The 19,408-nt window shown below is 71.6% G+C and carries 23 protein-coding genes; 10 read left to right on the top strand and 13 right to left on the bottom strand.

The window, feature by feature from the left end; all coding sequences use genetic code 11:
• Positions 1–10: 10 nt before the first annotated feature.
• Both HLB15_RS07995 and HLB15_RS07990 read right to left on the bottom strand, forming a co-directional pair.
• Positions 11–991, bottom strand: a complete 981-nt coding sequence (locus HLB15_RS07995; RefSeq protein ID WP_171104795.1) for a saccharopine dehydrogenase family protein — start codon at positions 989–991, stop codon at positions 11–13.
• 163 nt (positions 992–1,154) lie between these two features.
• Positions 1,155–1,751, bottom strand: coding sequence for a TetR/AcrR family transcriptional regulator (locus HLB15_RS07990; RefSeq protein WP_229784952.1), 597 nt, complete (start codon positions 1,749–1,751; stop codon positions 1,155–1,157).
• A gap of 113 nt (positions 1,752–1,864) precedes the next feature.
• Between HLB15_RS07990 and HLB15_RS07985 the strand changes: the two genes are divergently transcribed.
• The 6 genes from HLB15_RS07985 to HLB15_RS07960 all read left to right on the top strand — a co-directional run bounded on the left by HLB15_RS07985 (position 1,865) and on the right by HLB15_RS07960 (position 6,806).
• Entirely contained in the window at positions 1,865–2,491 is a 627-nt protein-coding gene (locus tag HLB15_RS07985) for a biotin transporter BioY (protein WP_505909233.1), read from the top strand.
• Positions 2,488–3,606, top strand: coding sequence for an AMP-binding protein (locus HLB15_RS07980; protein WP_171104775.1), 1,119 nt, complete (start codon positions 2,488–2,490; stop codon positions 3,604–3,606). The genes HLB15_RS07985 and HLB15_RS07980 overlap by 4 nt, the downstream gene beginning before the upstream one ends.
• Positions 3,599–4,726 (top strand): thiolase family protein, encoded by a 1,128-nt coding sequence (locus HLB15_RS07975; RefSeq protein WP_171104774.1) that lies wholly within the window; start codon positions 3,599–3,601, stop codon positions 4,724–4,726. The genes HLB15_RS07980 and HLB15_RS07975 overlap by 8 nt, the downstream gene beginning before the upstream one ends.
• Entirely contained in the window at positions 4,723–5,409 is a 687-nt protein-coding gene (locus HLB15_RS07970; protein ID WP_171104773.1) for an energy-coupling factor ABC transporter ATP-binding protein, read from the top strand. The genes HLB15_RS07975 and HLB15_RS07970 overlap by 4 nt, the downstream gene beginning before the upstream one ends.
• Positions 5,403–5,999 (top strand): energy-coupling factor transporter transmembrane component T family protein, encoded by a 597-nt coding sequence (locus HLB15_RS07965; RefSeq protein ID WP_171104772.1) that lies wholly within the window; start codon positions 5,403–5,405, stop codon positions 5,997–5,999. Before HLB15_RS07970 ends, HLB15_RS07965 begins: the two co-directional genes overlap by 7 nt.
• Before the next feature lie 237 nt (positions 6,000–6,236).
• Positions 6,237–6,806: a TetR/AcrR family transcriptional regulator gene (locus HLB15_RS07960; protein WP_171104771.1), complete on the top strand. Its 570-nt coding sequence runs from the start codon at positions 6,237–6,239 to the stop codon at positions 6,804–6,806.
• Between the two features lie 59 nt (positions 6,807–6,865).
• Here HLB15_RS07960 and HLB15_RS07955 read toward each other — a convergent pair whose 3' ends face one another.
• The 5 genes from HLB15_RS07955 to HLB15_RS07935 all read right to left on the bottom strand — a co-directional run bounded on the left by HLB15_RS07955 (position 6,866) and on the right by HLB15_RS07935 (position 10,395).
• Positions 6,866–7,714 carry an enoyl-CoA hydratase/isomerase family protein gene (locus tag HLB15_RS07955; protein ID WP_171104770.1) on the bottom strand — a complete coding sequence of 283 codons (849 nt, stop codon included), beginning with the start codon at positions 7,712–7,714 and terminating at the stop codon, positions 6,866–6,868.
• A 113-nt stretch (positions 7,715–7,827) separates the two neighbouring features.
• Positions 7,828–8,658 carry a helix-turn-helix transcriptional regulator gene (locus HLB15_RS07950; protein WP_171104769.1) on the bottom strand — a complete coding sequence of 277 codons (831 nt, stop codon included), beginning with the start codon at positions 8,656–8,658 and terminating at the stop codon, positions 7,828–7,830.
• 103 nt (positions 8,659–8,761) lie between these two features.
• A complete protein-coding gene (locus HLB15_RS07945; RefSeq protein WP_171104768.1) occupies positions 8,762–9,352 on the bottom strand; it encodes a GyrI-like domain-containing protein in 591 nt (196 codons plus the stop codon).
• Positions 9,353–9,398: 46 nt separating this feature from the next.
• The gene (locus HLB15_RS07940) at positions 9,399–9,770 is read right to left on the bottom strand and encodes a nucleoside triphosphate pyrophosphohydrolase family protein (RefSeq protein ID WP_171104767.1); all 372 of its coding nucleotides are present in this window, start codon (positions 9,768–9,770) and stop codon (positions 9,399–9,401) included.
• Positions 9,763–10,395 (bottom strand): TetR/AcrR family transcriptional regulator, encoded by a 633-nt coding sequence (locus HLB15_RS07935; RefSeq protein ID WP_171104766.1) that lies wholly within the window; start codon positions 10,393–10,395, stop codon positions 9,763–9,765. Before HLB15_RS07935 ends, HLB15_RS07940 begins: the two co-directional genes overlap by 8 nt.
• A 242-nt stretch (positions 10,396–10,637) precedes the next feature.
• Between HLB15_RS07935 and HLB15_RS07930 the strand changes: the two genes are divergently transcribed.
• Positions 10,638–10,985 (top strand): nuclear transport factor 2 family protein, encoded by a 348-nt coding sequence (locus HLB15_RS07930; protein ID WP_171104765.1) that lies wholly within the window; start codon positions 10,638–10,640, stop codon positions 10,983–10,985.
• 111 nt (positions 10,986–11,096) lie between these two features.
• On the opposite strand, the gene HLB15_RS07925 is transcribed toward HLB15_RS07930, so the two are convergent.
• From HLB15_RS07925 to HLB15_RS07905, 5 genes are all read right to left on the bottom strand, one after another.
• Positions 11,097–11,525: an organic hydroperoxide resistance protein gene (locus HLB15_RS07925; RefSeq protein WP_171104764.1), complete on the bottom strand. Its 429-nt coding sequence runs from the start codon at positions 11,523–11,525 to the stop codon at positions 11,097–11,099.
• 66 nt (positions 11,526–11,591) lie between these two features.
• Positions 11,592–12,428, bottom strand: a complete 837-nt coding sequence (locus tag HLB15_RS07920) for an alpha/beta hydrolase (protein WP_171104763.1) — start codon at positions 12,426–12,428, stop codon at positions 11,592–11,594.
• A gap of 196 nt (positions 12,429–12,624) precedes the next feature.
• On the bottom strand, positions 12,625–13,248 hold the full coding sequence (locus HLB15_RS07915) for a TetR/AcrR family transcriptional regulator (RefSeq protein WP_171104762.1): 624 nt from the start codon (positions 13,246–13,248) through the stop codon (positions 12,625–12,627).
• 427 nt (positions 13,249–13,675) lie between these two features.
• A complete protein-coding gene (locus HLB15_RS07910) occupies positions 13,676–14,128 on the bottom strand; it encodes an MmyB family transcriptional regulator (RefSeq protein ID WP_171104761.1) in 453 nt (150 codons plus the stop codon).
• Between the two features lie 35 nt (positions 14,129–14,163).
• The gene (locus HLB15_RS07905; protein WP_171104760.1) at positions 14,164–14,901 is read right to left on the bottom strand and encodes an SDR family oxidoreductase; all 738 of its coding nucleotides are present in this window, start codon (positions 14,899–14,901) and stop codon (positions 14,164–14,166) included.
• A gap of 86 nt (positions 14,902–14,987) precedes the next feature.
• Between HLB15_RS07905 and HLB15_RS07900 the strand changes: the two genes are divergently transcribed.
• On the top strand, positions 14,988–15,773 hold the full coding sequence (locus HLB15_RS07900; RefSeq protein ID WP_171104759.1) for a TetR/AcrR family transcriptional regulator: 786 nt from the start codon (positions 14,988–14,990) through the stop codon (positions 15,771–15,773).
• 25 nt (positions 15,774–15,798) lie between these two features.
• Here HLB15_RS07900 and HLB15_RS07895 read toward each other — a convergent pair whose 3' ends face one another.
• Positions 15,799–16,413: a TetR/AcrR family transcriptional regulator gene (locus HLB15_RS07895; RefSeq protein WP_171104758.1), complete on the bottom strand. Its 615-nt coding sequence runs from the start codon at positions 16,411–16,413 to the stop codon at positions 15,799–15,801.
• A 40-nt stretch (positions 16,414–16,453) separates the two neighbouring features.
• Here HLB15_RS07895 and HLB15_RS24755 point away from each other — a divergent pair, with 40 nt between their 5' ends.
• Together HLB15_RS24755 and HLB15_RS07880 are read left to right on the top strand one after the other, a co-directional pair.
• Positions 16,454–18,613 (top strand): beta-ketoacyl synthase N-terminal-like domain-containing protein, encoded by a 2,160-nt coding sequence (locus tag HLB15_RS24755; RefSeq protein ID WP_308424912.1) that lies wholly within the window; start codon positions 16,454–16,456, stop codon positions 18,611–18,613.
• A 253-nt stretch (positions 18,614–18,866) separates the two neighbouring features.
• The coding region (locus HLB15_RS07880; RefSeq protein WP_212759633.1) for a hypothetical protein at positions 18,867–19,408 on the top strand (542 nt) is incomplete at its 3' end.

The raw sequence follows: 19,408 nt of genomic DNA, 5'->3' as shown, positions 1-19,408 counted from the left end.
CGCGCTGCTGTCAGAGGTCGACGATGATGGTGTCCGCGATGCTGGTGGCCAGCTCAGGGCCGTAGGCCGAGGCGGGGCTCTGGAACCCGGCGGTGAACTGCCCGTCGAGTACCCGGCGTGCGATCTCCACCGAGCTCAGCTGGGTGAACGTGTAACCGGTGGGGGTGTCGATCAGCGATCGTGCCACCGCACCGTCACGGCCGGTCACCTCGGCGATGGCCAGGTAGCGCCCCTGGGCGCGTTCCTGCGCGGTGGGGCCCGCGTCAGCGGGGTCGACGTCAGGGAAGCCCGCGTCCGTACCCAGGAACACCTCGATGTTCCCGATGCCGGTCGACTTCAGTCCGGTGATCAGGTCGCCCATCGGGGCGGGTATGCAGTCCTCCGGGCCGTTGCCGAAGTCGAACGACCGCGTTCCGGCTTGGTCGAGCCGAGTCAGCTCTCCGGACCGGCGCACCAGGGTGCCCAGGTCCTCGATACCCGCAGAGCTGGCCAACGAGCCGCGGGAAAAGCCGCCGGTCACGCGCAGCGCGATCGTGAGCTTCTCGGCATCGGCCACCCGGCGGGCGGTGTGCAGGGCGAGGCTGTCGCTCGGCACCACGTCCCACCCTGTCCCGGACATGACCATGACCCCGGCACGAGACGCCGCAGCGTCCTTCGACTCCGCCAGCGCGAAGATCTCGAACTCCGCTGTCGTGTCGAGATAGTGCACACCGGCCTCGACGGCCGCGTCCATCAGCTGCCGGGCCGTGTGCCGGAACGGGCCAGCGACGTTGAGCACACAGTCGACGTCCCGCAGCGCGCTGCGCACCCCGTCGATGTCATCGACGTCGAACACGCGGGACGCGACGCCCAGGGAGCCCGCCAGGTCGCCGACCTTTCCGGCGTCCCGTCCGGCCACGGTCACGTCCAGGCCGACCTCCACCGCCCGCTCCGCGACCAGGCGACCGGTGTACCCGGTTGCACCGTAGATCAGCAGTCGTCGTCCGCTCATAGTTGCCGATTCCCCTCTCAGGACCGGGCCCCTCCCGGTCCATCCGCACGCTATGGACCTACCCGGACAGGTGTGGTCCGGAAAGCTGGACCGGTTGTGTGACGCAGCGGACATCGGTACGACGACGGAGCAGTTCGGTGCCGACACGCCGTTGGGCAGTGGATCAGAAGGGCGAGGAGCCCTGTTGCTGCCGGCTCCGATACTGGGCGATCGAGACCTCGGTGCCGTGCGCGATCATCGCCAGAGCCTCGGCGAAGGTGTCGTCATCGAGGGAGTCGGCCCCCGTATCCTCCACCGTCGAGGCGGGTGGGACCTCCAGCAGCCCGAGCTGGCTCGCGGCCAGGCGTTGCTGCTCGTGGAACGTGAAGCCCATGACGAAGTGCATGACCGCCTCCGCTGCCACCTCGGCCAGAGCGTTGGGCACGCCGTGCAGGCGAGAGACATCCAGGAGCTTGGTCCGCACGGGTGAGCCGACCAGCCCGAGGGCGAGCGAGCTCGACACCAGCTCGGACGCGTCCCGGTGGGCGAGCAGGCACTCACGCATCCGCGCGCCCAGCGTGAGCACCGCCTCGTGCATGGACATGTTGCCGATCGATACCTCCCCCATCGGCGCGAGGATCCGCTCGCTGACCGCTGCCAGAAGGGCCTGCTTGTTCGGGAAGTGCCAGTACAAGGCGCTCGGCTGGAGGCCGAGGGCGGTCGCCAGGTGCCGCATCGTCAGATAGGGCAGGCCCTGCTCGTCCAGGAGGTGCAGGGCCATGTCGGCAACGTCGTCGCGACTTCGTCGTAGCGAGGTCCCCGAAGCTGGCATGCTGCCACTATAGTAACCTGAACAGCGTTCAGGTGAACGGTGTTCAGGTCGGAGGTGAGCAGGTGTTCCTCGAACACGGTGTGCGGCGTCGAGCATTCGACGCGACGGACATGGCGCGCGTGGCTGTCTTCGTCGCGCTGATCGCGGCGCTCGGTCTACCGGGTAGCTTCAGCGTTCTCGGCGCGGTACCGATCACCGCGCAGACGCTGGGCGTCATGCTCGCCGGAGCGGTCCTCGGACCTCGGTTGAGCGCACTGGCCGTCGTCGTGCTGCTCGCGCTCGTCGCCGTCGGGCTGCCGCTGCTCGCCGGAGGGCGCGGCGGAATCAGCGCGTTCGTCGCGCCCTCCGCCGGATACCTGGCCGGGTGGGTCGCCGGGGCGTTCGTGACGGGCCTGATCGTGCACTCCTCGGCCCGGAAGCCGAGCATCTGGAGAACGGCGATCGGCACGGTCGTCGGCGGGATCATCGTCGTCTACTCGTTCGGCATCCCCGTGCAGAGCCTGATCACGCGCCTTTCCCTGGAGGAGACGGCCCTCACCAGCCTCGTGTTCCTCCCCGGAGACCTTGTGAAGGCGACGCTCTCCACCCTCACCGTCGCGTCCCTCCTGCGCGCCTACCCCCGTGCGTTCCGGCGCACGTGGCTCCCGTCCCGATGGCGGGACAGTCCGGCTACGGAGACGACGCGATGACCCCGCGCATCGTGGTGCTGCGGGGTTCGCCCGACGAGCTCGTCGACCGCATCCAAGCCGTGCGTGGCCGCAGGGACGTCCCGCTCGTCGGCGACGACCGCTGGCCTGCGGCGCAGTGGTCCGCGGTACGCGACCTCGCCGACGCCGGTCCGGTCCCGGACGGCGCGGCCTGGGCGGCCCTGACCTCAGGGACGAGCGGGGCACCGCGGATCGTGCTGCGCACCGACGCGTCGTGGGAACGGTCCTTCGCCGTGGTCTCGAAGCTGCTGACCGACGGGACGGCCGTGGACGAGCTGATCATGCTGCCGGCCCCGCCGTCGTCCTCGCTGACGCTGTTCTCCCTCGCCCACGCGCTCAGCGGGGGACCGCGGCCCGTCTTTCCCGGCGGCCGGGAAGCCACCGAAGCAACCCTCTTCCACGGCACACCACAGGCGCTGCGGACGATGCTCGAGGCCCGAGCCCTTCCGCGGCTGCGGACCGCCCTCGTCGGTGGCTCGCGCCTCGACGCGGGGCTGCGCGCGGACGCGGAGTCTCTTGGTATCCGCGTCGTCTCCTACTACGGGGCGGCGGAGCTGTCGTTCGTCGCGCTCGACGAGGGGAGCGGCCTGCGGGCCTTTCCCGGGGTGGAGACCGCCGTGCGGGACGGCGAGCTGTGGGTTCGCTCGCCGTACACCGCCCTCGGCTACCTCGGTCGGTCCGGCCCGTTGCGTACCGGCGGGGGATGGGCGACGGTCGGTGACCTCGCGACCGTCGACGGCGGGGTGCTGACCCTGCGCGGCCGCGGGGACGAGGCCATCCTCACCGCCTCGGCCACTGTCGTCCCCGACGAGGTCGAGGCGGGCCTCCGGACGCTCCCGGGAGTCGCCGACGCCGTCGTCTTCGGGATTCCCAGACGCCGCGTCGGGGCCCTGGTCGCCGCCATGGTCGAGGTGGACGCCCACACCCCGCCGCCCACGGCGGGCAGCCTGCGCTCGATGGCCGCGACCCGGTTCACCCCCGCACACCGGCCCCGCGTGTGGTTCACCGGCCAGCTGCCCCGCACCGCATCCGGAAAGCCCGCACGAGCGGAGGTCCGGCGCCTGGTCGCCACTGGCGAGGTGGTACGACTTGCCTGACGAGCCCGTCATCGTCGCCGCACGCCGCACGCCGATCGGCACCCGCAGCCGTGCCCTCGCCGAGCTCAGACCCGAACAGCTGGCCGCGCCTGTCATCCGGGCCACCCTCGCCGACGCGGAGGCGGCCACCGGGTCGACGCTGACGGTCGCCGACGTCGTGCTCGGCAACTGCATGGGCCCCGGAGGCAACCTCGGCCGTGTCTCCGCGCTCGCCGCCGGGCTCGGCGTCGGCGTGCCGGGCGTGACCGTGGACCGACAGTGCGGCAGCGGCCTCGCCGCCGTCCTCGACGCGGTCTCCGCGATCCGAGCCGGGGACGACCGCCCGCGCATCGCGGGCGGCGTCGAGAGCGCGTCCACGGCCCCGACCAGGTCCGTCGACGGCGTGCCCTACGACCGGGCGCCGTTCGCGCCGTCCGGCTGGCCCGACCCGGACATGGTCCGCGCGGCCGAGGACCTCGCCCAGGCCGACGCGATCACCCGGGAACGGCAGGACGCGTACGCGGCGCGCAGCCACGGGCGGGCGCGCGCCGCCCGCGACGCCGGACGGTTCGACGCCGAGCTCGTCCCACTCGGGGACGTGCGCTCCGACGACTCGACCGGTGTGACCGAGTCCCTGCTGGCCCGCCTGAACCCCCTGATCCCGGGCGGCACCGTCACCGCGGGGACCTCGACCCGGATCAGCGACGGCGCCGCGACGGTCTCCGTCGTGCCGCATAGGCTGCGCGCGGGGGCCCCGGGCCTCGTGGTCCTTGGGCACGCCACCGTCGGCTGCGACCCGGCCCTGCCCGGGATCGGCGCGGCACCGGCCGTGCTCGCGGCGCTCGCGGCCGCGGAGGTCACTATCGGTGACGTCGCGGCCGTCGAGATCGTCGAGGCGTTCGCGGCGCAGTCGCTGGCGGTGCTCGGCCGCATCGGCGTCGACGATGACGACCCACGGGTCTGCGTCGACGGCGGGGCCCTCGCCCTGGGCCATCCGTGGGGTGCCAGCGGCGCGGTCAGCCTGGTGCGGCTGTTCAGCCGCCTGGTCCGCTCCGGGGCGCCCGCCGGAACCCTCGGGATGGTCGCGGCCTCGGTCGGCGGCGGGATGGGTGTCGCGGCAGTGGTCGAGGTGCTGCGGTGAGCTACCTCGAGCTGGACTCCGTCAACGTGCGGCTGGGAGACGGCGACGTCCTGCGCGACGTCACGTGCTCGTTGGACGAGCGCACCATCGCTGTCGTCGGGGAGAACGGTTCGGGCAAGTCCACGCTCGCGCGGCTGGCCGGCGGGCTCATCCACGCCGCGAGCGGCACCGTCCGCGTCCTGGGCCTCGACCCGGCGCGGGACGCGGCCCGGCTCCGCCGTCGCGTCGCCCTCGTGTTCAGCAACCCGGACACCCAGATCGTCATGCCGACAGTGGCGGAGGACGTCGCGTTCTCGCTGCGTGCGGACAAGCTCCCGCGGGACCAGAAGGCCCGACGGGTCGCCGAGGCCCTCCGCGAGTTCGGTCTGACCGACGTCGCCGACCGGGCCTCCCACGACCTGTCCGGCGGGCAGAAGCAGCTGCTCGCGCTATGCGGAGCCTTTGTGCGGCGACCCGACCTGGTGATCGCCGACGAGCCGACCGCCTACCTGGACGCACGCAACGCCCGCCGGGTCGCGGACCACCTCTTCGCGGACGGACGGCACCGGCTGCTCCTGGTGACCCACGACCTCGCCCTGGCCCAGCGCTGCGAGACGGCGGTCCTGGTGCAGGACGGGACGATCGCCGCCGCCGGGGCCCCCGCTGCGATCGTCGCCCGGTACGAGGCCGCGCTCGGATGCTGACCCTGTACCGCCCGGGCGACGGCCCCTGGCACCGGTTGCCGGTGGGGCCCAAGACCGCGGTGCTCATGCTGGTCGTGCTCGGGGTGAGCGTGCTCCCGTCGAGCTGGTGGGGTGCGGTGGTCAGCGTGGCGGTCTGCACGGGCTGCTACACGGTCCGGGGGGCGGGGATGCGCAGTCTGCTGGCGCAGGTCGTCACCATCCGGTGGATCCTCGTGATCACGCTCGCCGGACAGCTCGTGTTCACCGGACTGGAGGGCGGGACGGCGAACACGCTGAGGGTGTGCGCGGCCGTGGTGGTCAGCGGACTGCTCCCGCTGACCACACCGGTCGGTGAGCTGCTGGACATGCTGGAGCGGGCGTTGCGGCCGCTGGCGTGGCTGCGGCTCGACCCGCAACGCGCCGCCCTCACGATCGCCGTGACCCTGAGCACCCTGCCGGTGCTCGCGAGGCTCGAGCGCGAGGTCCGCGAGGCGCAGCGGGTCCGGGGCGGCGGACGGAGCCTGCGACTCTTCGTGATCCCGTACCTGGTCGTCGCCCTCAAGCACGCGGATGCGCTCGGTGATGCGCTGACGGCGCGAGGGGTGAGGTGACCGGGGCGCTGTCCGCCCGGGCCCCCACGGCCACCATCGTCAGCGCGAAGGTCGAATCGGCCTCGTCCGCCCGGTTGCCGGGCGGTGGCCTGCGCCGCGGGGGCTGCGCCAGGCGTGCTGGACGCGGTCGCGCGAGGGCGGCGGGCGACGAGATCGCCGACTACCTCGGTGGGAGCAGCGGCTTCGGTGGGGTGCGCCAGTAGGCTGTTCCGAGGAACCGAAGAGGTAGGACGAGCAATGAGCACCGAGCCGCGCGAGCTGCGCGCGGATGCGCGTGAGAACCGGCTCCGCATCCTGGCGGTGGCGACCGACGTCATCGAGCAGCAGGGCACCATGGCGTCGCTGAACGAGATCGCCAAGCGTGCCGGAGTAGGTCCTGGCACGCTCTACCGCCACTTTCCCTCGCGAGAAGCCCTGCTCGCGGAGGTGCTGGCGACATGGGTGAAACGAGTGGAGGAAGCCGCCCAGTCAGCTCCTGTGCGGACTCGCGACGATCTCGTGGACTGGCTCGGACGCCTTGCCGGAATCGCGAGCGGATACCGCGGACTGGCCGCGAGCATGGCCGCGAGCATGGACGACGAGGCCTCCCCGCTGCGTCATGCGCATCGCGCGAGCCTTGTGGCCAACACTCTCGTGTTCGAGCGTGCCCGCGAGGCCGGACTGATCGACCACGCCGTGGATTCAGGAACTGTGGCCCGGCTCGTCACCGGCGTGGCGATGGTCGCGGAGCAGGCGACGCTGCCGCCCGAACAGGTGCGCGACATGCTCCGGGTGATCCTGGACGGGTTGACCGCGCGCTCTGACTGAACCACGGAGGGCGCACGGGAAAGCACCTGGTGGTGCCAGCCCGTGCGTCCCTCCTGCGGTCAGCGCTGCTGCGCGATCGCGCCGATCTTCGTGGCCAGGTCGTACTCCAGAGGCCCTCGCTCCTGCATGCCCTTCTCGAGCAGCCGCTCGACAGTGGCGCCGACCTCGGGGTTGGAGACTGCCGCCCAGTAGGCGTCGGAGTGCAGCGGGTACTCCCCGTCCGGCAGGCGCGTGTACTTGTTGATGAACTCCTTGACCTCCACGATCGCCTGGTGGTCCCACCCGGACACGCGCCGGGCGAAGCGGGACACGAACTCGTCCAGTTCTGCGTCCGGGAGCGCGCGGTTGACGTAGCCGTACTTCTCCGCGAGGGCTCCGTCGAAGTCCTCGGCGCCGAGCAGGATCTCCATCGTGCGCCCGCGGCCGACCAGGGAGGGCAGTCGTCCGCTGGCGCCGCCGCCGGTGACGGCGTTGAGCGCGATCTCGACCTGGGCGAGCTTGGTCTTCTCCAGGCTGGCGAAGCGCATGTCCATGGCCAGCACCAGCTCGCTGCCCGCGCCGCGGGTGATGCCCCGGATGGCGGCGACCGTCACGGCGTCGAGCTTGCTCATGCGGACGGTGATGTCGACCCAGGCGGTGTAGTCGGTGGCCTTGGGCAGGGCCTCCGCGAGCTCGTTGTCGACGGTGACGTCGTAGTGGGCGATGTAGAAGTCGGGGTCGGCGCTGTCGAACACCACGACGTTGACCGTCTTGTTGTTCTCCAGCTCGGTGAGCAGCGCCTTGAGGTCCCTCATCATCTCCAGCCCGATGACGTTGATCGGTGGGTTGTTGAAGGTCACGCGCCAGAACGTGGGCGACTCGACCGTCAGGGTGAGGTGCTTGGGGTTGAACTCTTCGAGGAACGTCATGCCGCAGCCTTTCCAAGTATTCGGAGAGGGTCTCCGATTACTTGGTGTGCAGCATCGGCGAGCTTGCTGGTATTCCCGGGCGGGATTGCTCCTTGGCGTGCCCCGCCCCGTCCTCACGGCTGCGTGGTTCGGGTGGCCTCGAGCGTGCCGAGGAGGGCGAGGGCGTCCGCGCTGGGGCTTCCTGCCGGTGCGGTCGCGACGGTGAGCTGCTGTCCGGGTGCTTCGCGGACGTCGAGCGTCTGGTAGGTCAGGGTGATCCGGCCGACGTCGGGGTGGTTGATGACCTTCTCGGTCAGGCTGAGGCCGGCCACGGTCTGGTCTGCCCAGAAGGCTGCGAACTCTGGCGACCCGGCGAGCATGCGGGACACGAGCGGAGGGACGGCCGGGTGCGGGTTGGCGAAGCCCGCGGCCAGGCGCAGGGCGCTGACCGCAGCGCGTGCGACGTGGTCCCAGTGGGTGAAGTAGGTGCGCGCGGCGGGGTCGACGAACAGGAAGTCGAACGCCCCGACTGCCAGCTGCGAGGGGCCGAGAAGCGCCTTGGCCGTGGTGTTGGCGGCGAGGATCTGGAAACCGGGGTCGACGACGTATGCGGCGGCGTGCGGGAAGGCGTCCATGAGCTGGAGCAGCTCAGGGCTGACCGGTCCGGGCTCGGGCTGGGTGGCGGGTGCGAGCTTCGCGAGGCGGAAGGTGTGCTCACGGGCGTCCGGGCTGAGTCGCAGGGCAGTGCAGAGGGCGTCCACGACCTGCGCCGACGGGGTGCGTTCGCGGCCCTGCTCGAGACGGGCGTAGTAGTCGGCGCTGACGCCGGCCAGCACGGCGACCTCCTCGCGCCGCAGCCCGTCGACCCGCCGCGCGCCGACGTCGGGCAGGCCGACGTCGGCGGGCGTGAGGCGGGAGCGCTGGGCGCGGAGGAATTCGCCGAGGGGGCCGGGTGGTGTCGCCATGCCTTTCACGCTAACCGCGTTCGGCGGGCTCGGACAGGGTGCGGTCCTCCCTGTCTCGCGACCCGGAGTGCCACCGCACGCACAGGTTCACAGCCGTGCTCGTTCATGCGACCGGGTCGCGCAGGATCGTGCGCAACGTGTCCTGCGGCGTGCTGCGCGTGAAGGCGTCCAGATGGACCTCGTGGTGCGGCCCGCTGCGGTGGAGACCGCGCTGCTGCGCGAAGTCGCCGAGTCGTCCGAGCGTGGCGAACTCCTCGGCGAACGGGCCGTGGTGCATGACCTGGACGACGTCCTGCTCGGCGATGGTGAAGACGGTGACGTCGTCGGACGCCGTGTCCGCGGTGCTGGCCGCGCGGGTGCGAGCAGCATCGACGTCCCGCTGGGTGGTGCCGGCCGGGACCTGGGACAGGACCCGGTAGAGCAGGGACGGGACCGGGTTGACGCTGTAGAAGTCGGCGATCTCGACGGACCGGGACCCCTCGGGGTACCAGTACTGGATCTCCTCGACCGGCGCGGAGCCGGTGGCCTGGTTCAGCTCGCCGGCGATGTCGGTCACCAAGGTCTTCTTGCGATAGAACTCGTCGGTCCCCGGCGCTCCATCGCCCAGGACGGCGACATAGGTCACCGCGGGGGTGCGAACGTGCTCGGGGTCGTCGGCGGCCTGCAGGTGCTCGGTGGGCTGTGTCTTCAACATGGGTGTTCCTTCGCGGATCGGTGCGGGGTCAGGGCCAGGTCGTGCATCAGCTCGGCTCCGGCCTGGCGGGGTCGGTGCGGGCGATGGTGGACTCCAGGCCGGTGCGGATGCGGTCCATGGTCTGGGCGTAAGCCTGGTCGATGTCGATGCCGAGCTTGTCGGCCAGGACGAACGTCCACCACATCGACTCGGCGAGCTTGTGCTCCAGCTCCGCGCGCGGGTCACCCTCGATGCCCCAGGTGCCGTCGTTCGCGAGCAGGAGACGTCCGATGTAGCCGACGTCGTTGGAGAAGCCGAGCATCAGCTCGTGCAACGACCACGTCTTGCCGTTGAACCGCTCCTCCAGTACCTCGTAGAGAGAGCGGACGGCGAGCGCCTGCTCACGGGCGGCAGCGAGCGACAGTGCGGGCTCAGACATGGGTGTTCTCCTTCGAGGTGGCTGATCGGGAGTCGGTGGCTGGCGCGGGAAAGGCGGCCATGGCCCGCTCCGCCATGGCCAGCAGAACCTCTCGCGGGGTCCCGTCGGCGGCGCGGATCGCGAAGCCGCTGCTGAGTGTGATCAGGAAGGTGGCGAGCTCGTCGGGGTCTTCCCCGGCGGGCAGGTCCCCGTCGGTGATCGCGCGCCGGAACCGGTCCGCGAACATCCGCTGGACCGTGGCGCGGTTCTCCGCGAGCACGGCGTACTCGCCCGAGTCGTCCGGCGTGGCGACGGCTTGTACCGACAGGCAGCCGGCCGGTCGCCCGGGCATGGTCACGGCGAGTGCGTTGCCGACGAGGAACGCCTGGGCGCACTCCCGCGCCGTGTGCCGTTCCAGGGCGTCGGCGACGTATGCCATGTTGCGTTCGACGTACCGGCGCAACGCTGCCTGAAACAGCTGCGCCTTGTCGCCGAACGCCCCGTAGACGCTTGGCTTGTTGACGCCCATCGCCGCGGCCAGCTCCGTCAGGCTGGCGCCCGCGAAGCCTCGACGCCAGAACACCTCCACCGCGGCGTCCAGCGCCTCGTCCGTGTCGAAGGCACGCGGTCTGCCCGGTCCGGCCATGGTCACCTCCTGCTCGGATGCCGCTTCCTCGTTTTCTTAACGAGCGGTACAAAATTATGGTGCCACAGGTTCGGGGCCTGTGTCATGGCCAGCAGCTGATCGAGAGGGGGTGCAGTCCTCCCTGGATCACCCGCCCTTTCTCGCAGCCTCGCGCCGCCGCAGGGTTGGCGTGCGGGGCGGCCGATCGACGGCCTGACCTCCACAGCCTTCCAGTGAAGACCACGACAACGAGGGAGCACGACATGCCTGGAACTGAGCCCGACACCACGATCGCCGAGTGGATTGCCGCGGCCAATACGCACGACTCTGCCGCCTACCTGGCGTTCTTCACCGATGACGCCGTACTGGACGATCCCTCGGTCGGGGAGGTATTCGAGGGGCATGCGGGGATCAACGAGTACTTCCAGTCCTACTTCATCGGCTATGACACCCAGACACGACTGCTCAGCACCGAGCCACGCGACGGGTATCTCCACGTCGCTGTCGAGTTCACCGGCAACTTCCCCGAGAGGCGCGTCGGCGGAATCTTCGACGTCACCCTGACCGCCGAGCACAAGATCGCGCACGTACGGGCCGACCTGCGCCGGTAGGGGTGGCGCTCCACCGACCCTTATCCCGCTCGGGCACGGCGCGAACGACGAGGAGGGGCATCCGGTCACATCGGGTGCCCCTCCTCGTCGCTTAAGATCTGGCTCGTGCGGTCAGGCGACCGTCGCATCGATCGTGACCGGGATGTTGCCGCGGGTGGCGTTCGAGTACGGGCAGACCTTGTGTGCTGCCTCGATCAGCTGGTCGGCGGTGGCCTGGTCCACTCCGGCGAGCTCGGCGTGCAGCGCGGCGCTCAGGCCGTACGTGCCACCCTCTTCCGCGTGGATACCTACCTCGGCTACCACCGCGGAGTCGGTGAAGGTGATCTTCTGTGCGGCGGCGACGCCCTTGAGTGCGCTGTGGAAGCAGGACGCCCAGCCGGCGGCGAAGAGCTGCTCCGGGTTGGTCCCTCCGCCCGGCCCGCCCATGGCGGTCGGGATGGCGAGGGTCAGGTCCAGGATGCCGTCGTCGGTCGCCGCGTGGCCTCCGGCGCGGCCGTCACCGGTAGAGGTTGCCACTGCGGTGTAGATGCTGTCAGCCATGGTGATGCTCCTTCGTTGTGGGGGGCCGGCCGCTGGTCCGCGGCCGGCCATGGGAAAGTGGGCAGGTCAGCTGGTCGCGCGGGCCGCGGACTCGATGAGGTTCGCCGTCCTGGCCGGGTGCGAGATGTACCCGACGTGCGAGGCGTCGACCGTGGTGGTGTGTGCGCCCATGCGCTCGGCGAGGAATCGCTGTGCCACCGGGGAGATGGCCTTGTCCCGGGCCGAGATCTGGTACCAGCTGGGGATCGTCTTCCACGCGGGCTCGCCGGACTGCTCGTCCAGGGACGCCGCGGCAGCCGGGCGCTGAGTCGCGGCCATGAGGCGGGTCTGCCGCGAGGGCAGGTCCGCGGCAAAGATCCGCTGGAACCGAGCAGGATCGATGGTGACGTCGACGCCGCCCGGGTAGGGGCGGAAGACCAGCGCGTCCGGCGTCAGCTCGCTGCCCGGGTACTGCGCGGGGTCGTTGAACTTGTTGATCGTCTCGCCCAGGTCCGGGGCGAAGGCCGCCACGTACACCAGTGCTTCGACGTTCTCTGCGCCGGTGGCGGCGTTGGTGATGACCGCGCCGCCGTAGGAGTGGCCGACCAGGACCACGTCGCCGTCGACCGAGTCGACGACGCTGCGGACGTATGCGGAGTCGGATGCCAGGCCGCGCAGCGGGTCGGCGACGGCGAGCACGGGATAGCCGTCGTGCTGCAGCTCGCCGACCACACCGCCCCAGCCACTGGCGTCCGCGAACGCGCCATGCACGAGTACGACGGTGGGCTTCTCGGTCTTGCTGCGGCCGGGGTGCCGGCTGTCGGCCTGTGCCAGTCCTGCGCCGACGCCGAGTGTCAGCGCTACGCCCAGGGCGGCGCCGATGGTGGTGCGCAGCGGCCGTCGGAGCGGATTGCCGAGCCTCATGAGGGTCCCTCTCGTTCGAACGTCCGTCGGTAGACGAACTAGTACGTCTACCGTACGTCCGAAGTGACAGCAGCACAAGGTGCTCTGCGGCGGGAGGTCGATGGGCGCGCAAAAGGCCGGAGCCTGGCGCCACGGTCGTGGTGTCAGACTCCGGTCCCTTGCCGCGGGCGGTTGCTGCGCGGGGGGGGTGAGACGCTCAGCCGGCGGTGCGCGTTGCCCGGCTGGCGTCGATGACTGCGAAGATCGCCCGTTCCAGGGCGCCACCCACGCGGGACGGCTCGTCGAGGGAGCCGGCCACCATGGCGCCGTCGCGCAGCATCATGACCTCGTCTGCGGCCCGCGCTGGGTCGTTCACACCGATCCGGCCGAGCATCCCGGCGAACGTCGCCCGGTACCAGCCGCGGTGCTGCGCGACCACCTTTCGGACTGGCCCTTCCGGATCGGGGTACTCGGCCGCCGCGTTGATGAACGCGCACCCCCGAAAGCCCGGCTTGCAGCTCTCGGCGCCGATCGCCGCCGCGAACCGCCGCAGCGCCTGGGCGTCGTCGCCGGAGGACCGGCGAAGGCCGTCGAGTGCCCCGCGCTCCCACGCTGCCTGGCGTTCCAGGTAGGCCACCACGAGGACGTCCTTGGTCCGGAAGTACCGGTAGAACGTCACCTTCGTGACGCCGGAGAGCTCGATGATCTTGTCCGCGCTGGTCGCGTGGATCCCGCGCGCGTAGAACAGCTCGGATGCAGCGTCGAGGATCCGATCCCGGACGGAACGCTTTGCGGTTCCGTCAGCATCCGCAGGCGGCCGCTCTGGCGTCGTGGTGCTCATCTGCCTGCGTGCTCCCGTGTCTGTCCGGATCGATGTGAGCAAACAGGATACTCCGCGGTGTACTGACGTGTTCGTCTACTGCCGCCACGAGATGCGTCCGAGGTGTCGATGTTTGCGGACCACCACCCAAGAAGCGATGTCCGCAGTGATTCGAGCCCCGCAACAAATACGCAACAGATTCAGTCCAAACGGATCCAGCCACGCCCAGGCCCATTCCCTGAGGTTGCGCTAGCATCGTCCCTGTCAGTTGGGTTATCCCCCGAAAAACCAAGGTAGATCCCGCCGACTCCAGACCTTTCCGTAGTGGGACAACTTGGGCACAACAAGTTCCAGAGGTCGCAGGTTCAAATCCTGCCCCCGCTACGAAATCAGGCCCCGGGAATCTTCGGATTCCCGGGGCCTGAGTGCTTTTCGGAAGGTCAGCCGGTCAGGCGAGCGCCCGCAGCGCGGTCGTCCGGAGCTGGCCGAGCCGGGCGGCGTCCTCGGAGCCGGGGACTGCCGTGCAGACCACGATCCGAAGATCGCTCCCCGGCACGCTCAGCACGTCGCAGTCCACGGTGATCGGCCCGGCCGACGTCGTCGTGGCGGTCTTGCGGCTCGCGCGGTGCGCGGCGACCCGGGCCTGCGCCCATCGCCGGGCGAGCTCCGGTGACGCGCTGCGCCGCCGGTCGACCAGCTCCGTGAGCGCAGGGTCCGTCGGGTAGCGCCCCCTCGCGGCGCGGAGGTCGGCGACGAGGTCGGCGGAGAACTCCTCGGCGTGCTCGTCGTCACGGTCGCCGAGGGCACCGGACCGTGACGGAGGGGTCCGACGCGACGGTCGCGCTCGCCACGATCGGTCCCGACCGCCGACGGGGGAGTTCCACAACCGGCTGGGGCGCATCGAGTACTGACCCGAGCCGCGAGAGCTGGTCCGGCTCAGGCCATCCCACCGTTGGCGTACACCACCTGCCCGTTGACCCACCGGCCCGGGCCGGCGAGGAACGACACGACTTCGGCGATGTCGCCGGGCGTGCCGAGCCGCTCCAGGGGGTTCATCCGCGACATCCGCTCGATCGTCTCCTCGTCCTTGCCGTCGAGGAAGAGCGCGGTCGCCGTGGGGCCCGGCGCGACCGCGTTGACGGTGACGTCGCGGCCGCGCAGCTCCTTGGCGAGGACGAGGGTGAGCGCGTCGACGGCGCCCTTGGAGGCGGCGTACGCGGCGTAGCCGGGCAGCGCGAGCTTCGTCACGGAGGTGGAGAACGTGATGATCGCGCCGCCTGGCCGCACGGTCCGGGCGGCGATCCGGCTCACCACGAACGTGCCGCGGATGTTCGTGCGGTGCATGTGGTCGAGGACGGCGAGGTCGAGGTCGACGACCGGGGCCAGCTCCATGACGCCGGCCGCGTTCACGACGACGTCGACCGCGCCGAACCGCTCGGCGGTGGCGTCGAAGAGGGCGCTCACCTGGTCCTCGTCGGCGATGTCGGCCTGCATCGCGAAGGCGGACCCGCCGCGTTCCCTGATCGTGGCGACCACCTGGTCGGCAGCTGCCTTGTTGCCTGCGTAGGCGAGCGCGACGGCCGTGCCGTCAGCGGCGAGCCGCTGGGCGACCTCGGCCCCGATCCCGCGGGAGCCGCCGGTGACGATCGCGACCCGGGTCTCGTTGTCGGTCATGACATCCTCCTGTTGTCATCGATAACGCAGTGGTGAGTGCAACGGTAACACAATAGCGATCACGTCAGAGTGATAGCATCGATCACATGGATCGAACGCAGCAGGCAGCCGGGGGGACCGTCGAGGCCCCGGGGCGCGAGCATCGTCGCGAGGCGCAGCGTGCCGCGATCGAGACCGCCGCCCTGCGTCTCCTGGACGAGCAGGGTCCTGGCGCGGTGACGACGCGCGCCGTGAGCGCCGCCGCCGGCGTGCAGGCCATGACGATCTACCGCCTGTACGGCGACATGGACGGCCTCATGGTGAGTGCGGCGGCGCGGTGCGTCGCGGACTACCTCGAGGCGAAGACCACCCGGGAGCGGCACGCGGACCCGGTGGACGACCTGCGCGCCGGGTGGGACCTGCACGTGGGCTTCGGGCTCGGCCACCCCTACGTGTACGCCCAGATCTACGGTCGGTACGCGCCCGACCAGGCGAACCCGGCGGCCGACGAGGGGGCGGAGATCCTGCGCGGACTCGTGCGACGCGTCGCCGAGGCCGGCCGGCTCACGCGCGACGTCGAGACGGCGGCGCAGATGATCCACTCGGCAGGCCGCGGTGTGACGCTCACGCTGATGGCCACGCCGCCGGAGCGGCGTGACCCGTCCCTGTCGCACGCGTGCCGCGAAGCGGTCCTCGCCGCGGTCACGGTGCCGGCTGCCGAGACCGCGGCCGAGGCCGAGGCTGCGGGCGAGGCGGCGGACGGCGTGCTGTCCGCCGCCGACCGGAGGCACGCGGTAGCGCTCGGTGCGGCGCTGTCCTCGTCCGGGGCCGCGGTGCCGTTCACCGAGGCGGAGCACGCCATGTTCCAGGAGTGGCTCGGTCGGCTGACCTGAGGCCGATGTGCGCGCGGCCGGCTGATCAGCCCTCGCGCAAGGTCAGTGTCCCGGCCAGGTCGAGGTCGGCCGGCGTGCCGCCGACACCCGCCCGGGCGAGCAGCACCGCGCCGAGCGCCGTGCTCCAGAAGGTGCGGACCTCCACGGGGAGCGGACGGTCCGCGGCCCAGCCGCGCCCGGCCGTGAGGCGCGCGACGTAGCGCTCCGACTGCCGGAACAGGAGCTGCAGGTGCCGGTCGACGACCGGTGCGAGATCGGGTCGCGAGATCCCGGCGGCCAGAGCGCGCGCGACGGCGGGCAGCGACGGCAGGGCGAGCACCACGCGCGCGATCGTGCGGCGGAACGCCGCGGCGTCCGGGGCCTGCGCGCCCAGCTTCTCGAGGCGCTCGGCGTCGTGCAGCAGGGCGAGGAAGGCCGCGTGCACGAGCAGCGAGTCCTTGGACCCGAAGTGGTAGGTGACCTGGTTCGGGAAGACGCCTGCGGCCTCCGCGATCTGCGCGACGCTCAGCTCTCCGCCGGCCCGCTCCGTGCACAGCCGCGCGGTCGCCTCGAGGATGCGGGTCCGCGTGGCGTCGCCACGTCCCGTCGCGGTGCGCCGCCCGACGGTCGCGACGGCCGGGGTGTCGGTGCCGGTCTCCATGGTGGGAATTGTATGTGATACAAATGCTCCGAGAGTTTGTATGGCATACAAGAACGGAGTGATCGACATGGCGCAGGCACGGACCGAGGTGGTCGTCACGGGTGTGGGTGCCACGACACCGCTGGGCGGCGACGCCGCCTCCACGTGGGAGGCGCTGCTCGCCGGCCGGACCGGGATCCGCGGCGACGTGCTGCGCGGCACGGGCACCGACCTGCCGCCCGTGACGGCGGGCGTCCTGGCTGTCGACCCGGCGGCAGCGCTCCCGCCCGTCCAGGCCCGCCGGCTCGACCGGGCGCAGCAGGTCGCCCTCGTCGCCGCGCACGAGGCGTGGGCCGACGCCGGGGCGCCGGACGTCGACCCCGACCGGCTCGTGGTGTCGGTCGGCACGGGTATCGGTGGGGTGCAGACCCTGCTGCAGCAGGACGACGTGCTGGAGGCCGACGGGCTCCGCCGGGTGTCCCCGCGCACCGTGCCCATGCTCATGCCGAACGCCGCTGCGGCGGTCGTGAGCATCGAGCTCGGCGCCCGCGGCGGGGCCTACACGCCGGTCTCGGCGTGCTCGTCGGGCGCGGTAGCCCTCGCCCTCGGGGCGCGGCTGATCCGCGCGGGGGAGGCCGACGTCGTCGTCGCGGGCGGGACGGACGCTGCGATCACGCCGATCACGGTCGCCGGGTTCGCCCAGGCCCGTGCGCTGTCGCACCACGCGGGCGACCCCGCGTCGGCGTCCCGGCCGTTCGCGGCGGACCGCAGCGGGTTCGTGCTCGGGGAGGGCGCCGGTGTCGTGGTGCTGGAGAGCGCCGAGCACGCGCACGCGCGCGGCGCCCGGGTCCGCGCCGTCCTCGCGGGCGCCGGGATCACCTCGGACGCGTACCACGTCACCGCCCCCGCGCCCGACGGCGCCGGCCAGGTCGCCGCCATGCGCAAGGCCCTCGCCCAGGCCGGGCTCGCCGCCTCGGCCGTCTCGCACGTGAACGTGCACGCGACGGGCACGCCGGTCGGCGACGTCGGAGAGGCGCGCGCCATCGCCGAGGTCTTCGGGCGGGTGACGGTCACGGCACCCAAGGCGAGCCTCGGCCACCTCTTCGGGGCTGCCGCCTCGAGGCGATCACCGCCGTCCTCGCCGTCGAGCAGGGCGTGGTGCCGCCGACGCGCAACCTCGCCGAGGCGGGCGTGGACCCGGAGGTCGGGCTGGACGTGGCCGACCGGCGCCGCGACGGCGAGCAGCGCGCGGTGCTCAGCAACTCCTTCGGGTTCGGCGGGCAGAACGTGGCCCTGGTGCTCGCGCGACCGTGAGCGCGGGGCGCACACCACACTTGTCTCTGACGTCAGCGGTAGGTTCTACGGTCGAGGCATGACCGATGACACCTTCGAAGCACTCACCGTGACCCGCTCGGGGAGCGTGCTCACCGTGACGATGAACCACCCGCCGCTGAACCTGCTCGACAGCACCCTCATCCCCGATCTCAAGCGGTTCGTCCGCACGGTCGCCCACGACGACACCGTCCGGGTCGTCGTGCTCGAGAGCTCCGTGCCCGACTTCTTCGCCGCGCACGTCGACGTCGGCTACGGCGCGGACCCGGAAGGGTTCTTCGCGCTGAGCGCCGACGACGAGGGGTTCGAGGGCCTGCTGCCGCTGCAGCACCTCGTCGCGAGCATCCGCGTGCTGCCCCAGATCACCATCGCCAAGCTCCGCGGCTACCTGCGCGGCGGCGGCAGCGAGCTCGCCCAGGCCGCGGACCTGCGGTACGCGGCGGCCGACGAGACCTGGATGGGCCAGATCGAGGGGCGCCTCGGCATCATCCCGGGCGGCGGCGGCACGCAGCTCCTCGCCCGCGCCGTCGGGCGCTCGCGTGTCCTGGAGGCGATCCTCACCGCCGACCTGTACGACACTCGCACCGCCGAGCTCTACGGCTGGATCACGCGGGCCGTGCCGGCCGCCGACCTCGACCGGTTCGTCGACGAGGTCGCCCACCGGATCGGCTCGCGCCTGCCTGCGCAGATCCGCGCGGCCAAGGCCGCCGTCGACCCCACGACGGCGGGCGACCGGCTGTACGAGGACCTGAAGACCGAGGCCGCCGCGCTGTCCGGCGTGTACCCGTCGCCGCCGGAGATCGAGGAGAAGCTGACGGCGGCGCTCGCCGAGGGCATGCAGACGCCGGAGAACGAGCGCGCGCTGGAGGAGTTCCTCGACGCGCGCTGACCGCGCAGGCGGGGGTCGCTGACTCTCGCCGACCCAGCGATCGTGCCCAGATCCTCGGCCAGATCTGGGCACGATCGCTGGGTCGGCGGATCGGGGCCTCCTCCTGGCCATGCAGGTGCGTGTGTGCGGCACCCGCGCCGTCGCGCACCTCGACCGCACGTTTCCGTGCCCGGGGTGTCGTGGTCCAGCCGAATCGCGGAGTTTCCGCTTGGATGGGTGATAACAGCCCATACCCCGACGAGGAGAGCGCGCGATGAGCCAGGCAGCCCAGGTGGGCACCGTCTACCGGACCAGTCAGGATCTCCGGGACGCCGACCTGCCGCCCCTGTCCGTCGCGCTCGACGCCAGCGGGTACGCGGTGCAGCGCGACACCGACGGCAACTGGTACAGCGTGGCCTCGGTGAGCGCGTCCGACCTCGTGGGTACCTACACGCTCGTGCACGTCCCGGCCGAGCCGCTGCCCGCGGCGTACGGCTCCGTCGTCATCACCGCGAGCGGCACGCCGTTCATGCGGCGCTGGGACGCCGCGACGGACGACCACTTCCAGCCCGAGTGCTGGATCGGGCCCGACGGCGTCACCGTCACCGACGTCGCGCTGCGCGGCCTCGGCATCGCGCGGGTGTGGGACGCCGGAGCCGAACCGGGCTCCCGACCGGGCACCCGGTACCCGCAGGCGGGATCGTCGGCGGCCCGGCCGCCTGCGACCCGGCGGCCTGCGACCGGCGTGCCGGCGGACGAGTCGGCGCCGGACGCGAGCAGGGCTCCGGGTGACGCGGCCCCGGCGAACGGGCTGCC

The organism is Promicromonospora citrea (assembly GCF_013004695.1).
Lineage (GTDB): Bacteria > Actinomycetota > Actinomycetes > Actinomycetales > Cellulomonadaceae > Promicromonospora > Promicromonospora citrea.
Note: the sequence above shows the minus strand (reverse complement) of the source record. Positions and strands in the feature narration are given on the sequence as shown.

What these genes read in the sequence shown, in the direction of transcription:
- HLB15_RS07950 (WP_171104769.1), bottom strand. Translation starts at nt 8,658, where the DNA reads ATGGCGACACCACCCGGCCCCCTCGGCGAATTCCTCCGCGCCCAGCGC.
- HLB15_RS07965 (WP_171104772.1), top strand. Translation starts at nt 5,403, where the DNA reads ATGCTGACCCTGTACCGCCCGGGCGACGGCCCCTGGCACCGGTTGCCG.
- HLB15_RS07900 (WP_171104759.1), top strand. Translation starts at nt 14,988, where the DNA reads ATGGATCGAACGCAGCAGGCAGCCGGGGGGACCGTCGAGGCCCCGGGG.
- HLB15_RS07945 (WP_171104768.1), bottom strand. Translation starts at nt 9,352, where the DNA reads ATGTTGAAGACACAGCCCACCGAGCACCTGCAGGCCGCCGACGACCCC.
- HLB15_RS07980 (WP_171104775.1), top strand. Translation starts at nt 2,488, where the DNA reads ATGACCCCGCGCATCGTGGTGCTGCGGGGTTCGCCCGACGAGCTCGTC.
- HLB15_RS07990 (WP_229784952.1), bottom strand. Translation starts at nt 1,751, where the DNA reads ATGGCCCTGCACCTCCTGGACGAGCAGGGCCTGCCCTATCTGACGATG.
- HLB15_RS07905 (WP_171104760.1), bottom strand. Translation starts at nt 14,901, where the DNA reads ATGACCGACAACGAGACCCGGGTCGCGATCGTCACCGGCGGCTCCCGC.
- HLB15_RS07910 (WP_171104761.1), bottom strand. Translation starts at nt 14,128, where the DNA reads ATGCGCCCCAGCCGGTTGTGGAACTCCCCCGTCGGCGGTCGGGACCGA.
- HLB15_RS07920 (WP_171104763.1), bottom strand. Translation starts at nt 12,428, where the DNA reads ATGAGGCTCGGCAATCCGCTCCGACGGCCGCTGCGCACCACCATCGGC.
- HLB15_RS24755 (WP_308424912.1), top strand. Translation starts at nt 16,454, where the DNA reads ATGGCATACAAGAACGGAGTGATCGACATGGCGCAGGCACGGACCGAG.
- HLB15_RS07960 (WP_171104771.1), top strand. Translation starts at nt 6,237, where the DNA reads ATGAGCACCGAGCCGCGCGAGCTGCGCGCGGATGCGCGTGAGAACCGG.
- HLB15_RS07935 (WP_171104766.1), bottom strand. Translation starts at nt 10,395, where the DNA reads ATGGCCGGACCGGGCAGACCGCGTGCCTTCGACACGGACGAGGCGCTG.
- HLB15_RS07940 (WP_171104767.1), bottom strand. Translation starts at nt 9,770, where the DNA reads ATGTCTGAGCCCGCACTGTCGCTCGCTGCCGCCCGTGAGCAGGCGCTC.
- HLB15_RS07995 (WP_171104795.1), bottom strand. Translation starts at nt 991, where the DNA reads ATGAGCGGACGACGACTGCTGATCTACGGTGCAACCGGGTACACCGGT.
- HLB15_RS07925 (WP_171104764.1), bottom strand. Translation starts at nt 11,525, where the DNA reads ATGGCTGACAGCATCTACACCGCAGTGGCAACCTCTACCGGTGACGGC.
- HLB15_RS07930 (WP_171104765.1), top strand. Translation starts at nt 10,638, where the DNA reads ATGCCTGGAACTGAGCCCGACACCACGATCGCCGAGTGGATTGCCGCG.
- HLB15_RS07895 (WP_171104758.1), bottom strand. Translation starts at nt 16,413, where the DNA reads ATGGAGACCGGCACCGACACCCCGGCCGTCGCGACCGTCGGGCGGCGC.
- HLB15_RS07915 (WP_171104762.1), bottom strand. Translation starts at nt 13,248, where the DNA reads ATGAGCACCACGACGCCAGAGCGGCCGCCTGCGGATGCTGACGGAACC.
- HLB15_RS07955 (WP_171104770.1), bottom strand. Translation starts at nt 7,714, where the DNA reads ATGACGTTCCTCGAAGAGTTCAACCCCAAGCACCTCACCCTGACGGTC.